At 69.4% G+C, this 6,620-nt stretch carries 6 protein-coding genes; 2 read left to right on the top strand and 4 right to left on the bottom strand.

Annotated features, from left to right (window positions below):
- The 3 genes from JWQ91_RS02865 to JWQ91_RS02855 form a co-directional block, all read right to left on the bottom strand.
- Positions 1-1,019 (bottom strand): AAA family ATPase (locus tag JWQ91_RS02865; RefSeq protein WP_297780557.1); only part of this gene is annotated, 1,019 nt, incomplete at its 3' end.
- Positions 1,020-1,137: 118 nt separating this feature from the next.
- On the bottom strand, positions 1,138-2,028 hold the full coding sequence (locus JWQ91_RS02860; RefSeq protein ID WP_297780555.1) for a tRNA (adenine-N1)-methyltransferase: 891 nt from the start codon (positions 2,026-2,028) through the stop codon (positions 1,138-1,140).
- The gene (locus JWQ91_RS02855; RefSeq protein ID WP_297780553.1) at positions 2,025-2,960 is read right to left on the bottom strand and encodes a site-2 protease family protein; all 936 of its coding nucleotides are present in this window, start codon (positions 2,958-2,960) and stop codon (positions 2,025-2,027) included. The genes JWQ91_RS02860 and JWQ91_RS02855 overlap by 4 nt, the downstream gene beginning before the upstream one ends.
- Positions 2,961-3,025: 65 nt before the next feature.
- Between JWQ91_RS02855 and JWQ91_RS02850 the strand changes: the two genes are divergently transcribed.
- Positions 3,026-3,862: a PD-(D/E)XK nuclease family protein gene (locus JWQ91_RS02850; RefSeq protein ID WP_297780551.1), complete on the top strand. Its 837-nt coding sequence runs from the start codon at positions 3,026-3,028 to the stop codon at positions 3,860-3,862.
- A gap of 7 nt (positions 3,863-3,869) precedes the next feature.
- On the opposite strand, the gene JWQ91_RS02845 is transcribed toward JWQ91_RS02850, so the two are convergent.
- Positions 3,870-4,511: an HAD family phosphatase gene (locus JWQ91_RS02845; protein WP_297780549.1), complete on the bottom strand. Its 642-nt coding sequence runs from the start codon at positions 4,509-4,511 to the stop codon at positions 3,870-3,872.
- Between the two features lie 260 nt (positions 4,512-4,771).
- Between JWQ91_RS02845 and JWQ91_RS02840 the strand changes: the two genes are divergently transcribed.
- The coding region (locus JWQ91_RS02840) for a homocysteine S-methyltransferase family protein (protein ID WP_366521345.1) at positions 4,772-6,620 on the top strand (1,849 nt) is incomplete at its 3' end.

The following is a 6,620-nucleotide window of genomic DNA, read 5'->3' as shown; positions in this document are numbered from 1 at the left end:
AGCGAGTCCATCTCGTCGAAGAACACGATGACCGGGGTGCCCTCGCTGGCCTTCTCCCGGGCGCGCTGGAAGACCAGGCGGATGTGCCGCTCGGTCTCGCCGACGTACTTGTTGAGCAGCTCGGGGCCCTTGATGTTGAGGAAGAACGAGCGTCCCTCCTCGCCGGTGCGCTCGGAGACCTTCTTGGCCAGCGATGCCGCGACCGCCTTGGCGATCATGGTCTTGCCGCAGCCGGGAGGGCCGTACAACAGCACGCCCTTGGGCGGCTTGAGCTCGTGCTCGATGAAGATCTCGGGGTGCAGGTAGGGCAGCTCGACGGCGTCGCGGATCGACTCGATCTGGCTGCGCAGGCCGCCGATCGACTCGTAGTCGATGTCCGGGACCTCCTCGAGGACGAGCTCCTCGACCTCGGACTTCGGGACCCGCTCGTAGACGTAGCCGGAGCGGCTGTCGAGCAGCAGCGAGTCGCCGGGACGGATCTTGAGCCCGATCAGCGGCTCGGCCAGGCGGACGACGCGCTCCTCGTCGGCGTTGCCCATCACGAGGGCGCGCTCGCCGTCGGCGAGGATCTCCTTGAGCGAGACGACCTCACCGACCTGCTCGAACTCCAGGGCCAGGACGACGTTCATCGCCTCGTTGAGGATGACTTCCTGGCCCTTGCGCAGGATGTCCTTGTCGACCGCGGGGCTGACGTTGACGCGCAGCTTGCGCCCGCCGGTGAACACGTCGACGGTGTCGTCGTCGTTGCGCTGCAGGAACGTGCCGAAGCCCGTCGGCGGCTGGGCCAGCCGGTCGACCTCTTCCTTGAGGGTCACGATCTGGTCGCGGGCCTCGCGGAGCGTCGACGTCAGGCGCTCGTTCTGGTTGCTGGTGGCCGAGAGCTTGGCCTCGAGCTCGCTCAGTCGCGAGTCGGTGGACCGTTCGATGCCGAGCCGGCGTCGGAGATGTTCCACCTCCGCGCGCAAGTAGGCCACTTCCTGGTCGGAACCGCTCATGCTGGTGGGCTCGTTGTCGCTCATCAGACACCTCCTGCTCGTACGCATGACCCTACCCGCAGCCACGACAATTCGAATGTCATCTCAGACACACGGGCGAGTGTCGTTCGGGTGACGTTGCCGGTGGGTTGCAGGGCCGCGGTCAGGCGTCGTCGAGGCCGGCGGGGCGGGGCCCCTTGTAGTCCGGTCCGTACGCACCCGGGGCGGGGCGCCGGGACGTGCCCATCGAGCGGTGACCGGGCGCCATCCGGCGGGCCGTCACGAGGAACGCGGTGTGGCCGTTCATGGTGTGCTTGGGGCGGACCGCGAGGCCCTCGAGGTGCCACTCCCGCTCGAGGGTCTCCCACGCGCGCGGCTCGGTGAAGCCGCCGTCCGCGCGGAGCGTCTCGACGAACAGGGACAGCTGCGTCGTCGTGGCGACGTACGCGCACACGATCCCGCCCGGCGCGAGCCGCTCGACCGCCAGCGGGATGCATGTCCACGGGTCGACCATGTCCAGGATCAGACGATCGATCTCGGTCTCGGTGATGACCTCCCGGACGTCGCCGACCGTCAGGGTCCAGCCGGGCAGGTCCTCGCCCGCGACCTCGTGCACGTTGCGCAGGACGTTGTCGGCGAACTCCTCACGCAGCTCGTACGAGCCCAGCGTCCCGGTCGGCCCGATCGCCCGCAGCAGGTACGCCGTCAGGCTCCCCGAGCCCGCGCCGGCCTCGACGACCCGGGCACCCGGGTAGATGTCGGCCTGCGCGATGATCTGCGCGGCGTCCTTGGGATAGATGATCGCGGCGCCGCGCGGCATCGCGACGACGTACTCGAACAGCAGGGGACGGAACACCTGGTAGGGGAACTCCATCGACGACTCGATGACGATGCCCTCGGGCTGCCCGATCATGTCGTCGTGCCGGATCTGGCCCTTCTTGGTCGAGAACTCCTTGCCGGCCTCGAGCTGCATGTTGTGCCGGCGGCCCTTCGGGTCGGTGAGGCGTACCCACTCCCCGACCTCGAGTGGTCCGCTGCGCATGTAAGAGGTCATCGTGGGTTCTCCCGGTAGGTCTCGTCCACGGCTCGTGCCGTCAGGACGCCAAAGATCGTGCCATCGCTCTCGACGAGCGCGTACGCCTCGGCGGGCCGCGCCGCCATGGCCTTGAGGAGCTCGGCTCCCCGCAGGTCGACCGGCAGCGGCACGGCGCCGGGCGGCGGGGTCGCGCCGGCGAAGCCGATGTCCCGCGCGACGAGCCGGTTGATCCGAGCCGATCGTCCGGCGTGCCGGAGCGCCTCGCTCGAGCCCTGCCAGAGGAACCAAGCGATCAGGAGGAAGATCGCCAGGTCGACCGAGGAGGCCGTGTCGCTGCCGAGCCGTGTCAGGGCGAGGACCACGATCGCGACGGCGGCGGCCCGGCCGATCCATCCCGCGACCTTGGTGCCGGTCTCCTCGCGCCCCGTGACCTGCCAGATGATCGCCTTGAACACCCGGCCGCCGTCCAGGGGAAGCCCCGGCAGCATGTTGAAGATCGCGACGACGATGTTGACGTAGCCGATCGACCACACGATGTCCGAGCCGGTGCCGATCGCCATCGAGTCCGCCAGCGCGAACGAGACCAGCCCGATCGCGAGGGAGGCGAGCGGGCCGACGATCGACGTGGCGAGCTCCTGCCACGGGGTGCGGCTCTCGCCCTCGATGAGGGTCTCGCCGCCGAGCAGGTGCAGGGTCACGGAGTCGACCCGCATGCCGAACACGCGGGCCGCGAGGACGTGGGCGATCTCGTGGACCAGCACCGAGGCGTACAGCGCGACGACGAAGACGGCCGCCAGGACGTACGGGCTGGTGCCCGAGCGGTCCTCGTAGCGCGGCGCGAACACGATGACCAGGATCGCCCCCATCACCAGCAGCGACGGCCGGATCAGGAGGTCGACACCGACGACGCGGCCGATGCGCCACGTGCCCGCGCGCTGGGAAGAGCTCACCGAGCCAACCTATCGGGTGTGGACAGCCGGTCCGTCGTGTCGGCCCCGCGATCTAGGGTTCTGACATGACCGAGGCGCCCGCCCCCCTGACCTACCGGCGGTCCTTGTCGCCGAGCCGGGCCGGGGACTTCCAGAACTGTCCGCTGCTCTATCGCTTCCGGGTCATCGACCGCCTGCCGGAGCCCGCCGACCCGGTCATGGTCCGCGGCTCGCTGGTGCACGCGGTCCTCGAGGACCTGTTCGGCGAGGCCGCGCCGGTCCGGACGCTCGACCGCGCCGTCGAGCTGCTGCCGAGCCGCTGGGAGGCGTTGCGGGCCGAGGAGCCCCGCCTCGCGGCGCTGTTCAGCGCGGATCAGGCGGTCCAGGAGACGCAGTGGCTGGCGTCGGCCGTCGACCTGCTCACCACGTACTTCCGGATGGAGGACCCCCGCTACCTCGAGCCGGCCTCCCGCGAGGAGCGCGTGTCCTACGAGCTCGACGGTGTCGCGTTCGGCGGGATCATCGACCGGGTCGACATCGCCCCCGACGGCCGGATCCGCGTGGTGGACTACAAGACAGGGAAGGCGGTGAGTCCTCTCTACGAGGGCAAGGCGTTGTTCCAGATGAAGTTCTACGCGCTCGTCATCTGGCGCACCCGCGGCGTGATCCCGACGCTGCTGCAGCTGATGTATCTCGGCGACGGCTCGTTCCTGCGCTACGAGCCCACCGAGCAGGACCTGCTCGCGACGGAGAAGAAGCTCGTCGCGCTGTGGTCAGCGATCGAGCGCGCCATCGAGCTGCGGGACTTCCCGCCCCGCAGGAGCGGGCTGTGCGGCTGGTGCGCCCACCAGGCGCTGTGCCCGGAGTTCGGCGGCACTCCCCCGGACCTGCCGGTCCTCCAGCTGCGCCCGCCCGGCGAGTGAGCGACCGTCAGTCGAAGAGGTCGCCGAGCGCGTCGGGGGTCAGGCCGACCAGGGTCGGGAGCTGGATGCGGCGCTCGGCCTCCGGGACGTTGACGAAGTGCGGGACGACCAGGACGTCGCAGCCGGCGGCCGACGCCGAGGCCGACCCGGTGCCGGAGTCCTCGATCGCGAGACACTTCGCCGCGTCGACGCCGAGCAGCTCGGCCGCCAGGAGGTACGGATCGGGGAACGGCTTGGGCCGCGAGACCTTGTCACCCGTCACGACGGCCGCGAACGGCAGCGCCTCGGCGACCGGGTCGGCGATCGAGGTGTAGGACATCGTCACGAGGGCCTGCGGCACGCCGGCGGCATCGAGCGCCTCGATCAGCTCGCGGGCGCCGGGCCGCCACTCGATGTGCTCGCGCAGCGCGGCCGCGAGGCGTTCGACGAGGTAGTCCACGACGGCCTCGGCGGACATGTCGATCTCGAGCTTGGTGCGGATGTACTCCCCCGAGGTCAGCAGCGAGTTGCCGACGAGCTGGAGGGCGTCCTCCTCGGTCCAGATCTTCCCGTGCGCCGCGGCCAGCTCGTGCTCGGCGGCCATCCAGAGCGGCTCGGTGTCGACGATCGTTCCGTCGAGGTCCCACAGGACGGCGGCGTATGAGGTCACTCACCCACCGTAGACGAGCCGTGACGAACGCCGTCCGGGCGCGTTGTCCATCACGTGTCCGGTTCCCACCCGATGTTGAGTCGCGTGAGAGACTGGAGCCCATAGTTCGGGAACCCCCGAGGCCCACGCGAGCCCGCCGCCGGCTGGAGTTCCCCAGCACTCCTTAGTCCATCGCACCTCGAGGAATGCTTGTGACCCACGCTCCTGATCTTCGTCCCGATGCCACCGATGCGCTGACCGAGCTCCTGCGGAGCCGGATCATGGTGCTCGACGGCGCGATGGGCACGGCGATCCAGCGCGATCGCCCCGACGAGGCCGGCTACCGCGGCGAGCGGTTCAAGGACTGGCCCTCCGACGTCCAGGGCAACAACGACCTGCTGACCCTGACGCAGCCCGAGATCATCGCCGGCATCCACCGGGAGTACCTCGAGGCCGGCGCCGACATGATCGAGACCAACACGTTCAACGCCAACGGGATCTCGCTCAGCGACTATGGCATGGAGGAGCTCGCCTACGAGCTCAACGCCGAGTCGGCGCGGCTCGCCCGCCGGGTGTGCGACGAGATCACCGAGAGGACGCCCGACAAGCCGCGCTACGTCGCCGGTGCCCTCGGGCCGACGACCCGGACCGCGTCGATCTCCCCAGACGTCAACGACCCCGGCGCCCGCAACGTGACCTACGACCAGCTCGTCGAGGCCTACAAGGAGGCCGGGCGCGGCCTGCTCGACGGCGGGTCCGACGTCATCTTCATCGAGACCATCTTCGACACGCTCAACGCCAAGGCCGCGATCTTCGCCGTCGAGACGTTGTTCGAGGAGTACGGCCGCCGCTGGCCGGTCGTCATCTCCGGCACCATCACCGACGCCTCGGGTCGTACGCTCTCCGGCCAGGTCACCGAGGCGTTCTGGCACTCGGTCCGGCACGTCAACCCGCTGCTGGTCGGGCTCAACTGCGCCCTGGGCGCCAAGGAGATGCGCCCGTACGTCGCCGAGATCTCGCGCGTCGCGGACACGTTCGTCAGCTGCTACCCGAACGCGGGGCTGCCCAACGCGTTCGGCGAGTACGACGAGGAGCCCGACGAGACCTCGGCGATCGTCGCCGAATTCGCCGAGGCCGGGTTCGTCAACATGGTCGGCGGCTGCTGCGGCACGACGCCGGCCCACATCGCGTCGATCGCGCGTGACGTCGAGGGCAAGACGCCCCGCACCCCCACCGAGGCCAGCCACGCGCTGCGCCTGTCGGGCCTCGAGCCCGTCACGGTCGTCGAGGACACGTTGTTCGTCAACGTCGGCGAGCGCACCAACATCACCGGCTCGGCCCGCTTCCGCAACCTGATCAAGGCCGGCGACTACGTCACGGCGCTGGCCGTCGCCCGTCAGCAGGTCGAGGCCGGCGCCCAGGTCATCGACGTCAACATGGACGAGGGCATGATCGACGGCGTCGAGGCGATGGACCGCTTCATGAAGCTCATCGCCACCGAGCCCGACATCTGCCGGGTGCCGACCATGATCGACTCCTCCAAGTGGGAAGTCATCGAGGCCGGGCTGAAGTGCGTCCAGGGCAAGTCCATCGTCAACTCGATCTCGATGAAGGAGGGCGAGGAGAAGTTCGTCCGCGAGGCCCGGCTGTGTCGCAAGTACGGCGCGGCGGTCGTCGTCATGGCCTTCGACGAGGACGGCCAGGCCGACAACCTGGAGCGCCGCAAGCAGATCTGCGAGCGCGCCTACCGGATCCTGGTCGACGAGGTCGGCTTCCCGCCCGAGGACATCATCTTCGACCCCAACGTGTTCGCGGTCGCGACGGGCATCGAGGAGCACGCCAACTACGGCCTGGACTTCATCGAGGCCACGCGCTGGATCAAGGCCAACCTGCCCGGTGCCCTGATCTCCGGCGGCGTGTCCAACGTGTCCTTCTCGTTCCGGGGCAACAACCCGGTCCGCGAGGCGATCCACGCGGTGTTCCTCTACCACGCCATCAACGCCGGCATGGACATGGGCATCGTCAACGCCGGCGCGCTCGAGGTCTACGACGAGGTGCCCGAGCTGCTGCGCGAGCGCATCGAGGACGTCATCCTCAACCGCCGCCCCGACAGCACCGAGCGGCTGCTCG

Source organism: Aeromicrobium sp. (assembly GCF_025965075.1).
Taxonomy (GTDB): Bacteria; Actinomycetota; Actinomycetes; order Propionibacteriales; family Nocardioidaceae; genus Aeromicrobium.
Note: the sequence above shows the minus strand (reverse complement) of the source record. Positions and strands in the feature narration are given on the sequence as shown.